Origin of the sequence: Pseudomonas sp. GM48, from assembly GCF_000282335.1 — a bacterium.
In the GTDB taxonomy this organism is placed as follows: domain Bacteria; phylum Pseudomonadota; class Gammaproteobacteria; order Pseudomonadales; family Pseudomonadaceae; genus Aquipseudomonas.
This window is the reverse complement of sequence record NZ_AKJM01000172.1, coordinates 1-632: the sequence shown is the minus strand read 5'-3', so window position 1 is coordinate 632 and position 632 is coordinate 1. Positions and strand designations below refer to the sequence as shown.

Annotated in this window: 1 protein-coding gene; it reads left to right on the top strand. The window is 68.0% G+C overall.

Annotation, left to right across the window (positions count from 1 at the left end; all coding sequences use genetic code 11):
• Window positions 1–632 (top strand): RHS repeat domain-containing protein (locus PMI28_RS02285; protein ID WP_007992117.1); only part of this gene is annotated, 632 nt, incomplete at both ends.

Genomic DNA, 632 nt, shown 5'->3' with positions numbered 1-632 from the left:
GGGGTCAAGGTCGCCTACCGCTACGACGATTTGGGTCGCCTGCGTAGCGTCGACGACGGCCAGGACCATCCGCTGGAGTTCGAATACGACCGCCAGGACCGCCTGATCACCGAACACCAGGGCTGGGGCACCCTGCGTTACGCCTATGACAGCGGCGGCCGGCTCAAGCGCCTGCGCCTGCCCGACGGCTGCGTGCTGGATTACCACCACGCCGAAGGGGGTGCGCTCAGCGCCATCGACCTCAACGGCACGCGCTTGACCAGCCACCGCGTTGTCGCGGGCCGCGAACAGCAACGCCAGCAGGGTCATCTGCTCAGTGACTATGCCTACGACGACCAGGGCCGCCTGCAAGCGCATGCCGTCAGGCAAAACCAGCAGACCCTGTACCGCCGCGACTATGCCTACAGCGCCCACGGCAACCTGCTGCAGATCGACGACAGCCGCCACGGCCAGCGCCACTACCAGTACGACCCGCTCGACCGCCTGACCCGCGTGCGGCACCGGCGCGACGAGTCGCTGGAACACTTCAGCCACGACCCGGCCGGCAACCTGCTGATCCACGACCGCCCCGGTCCCACCCGGATGCAGGGCAACCGCCTGCGCCAGCGCGATGACAGCCACTACGACTACGA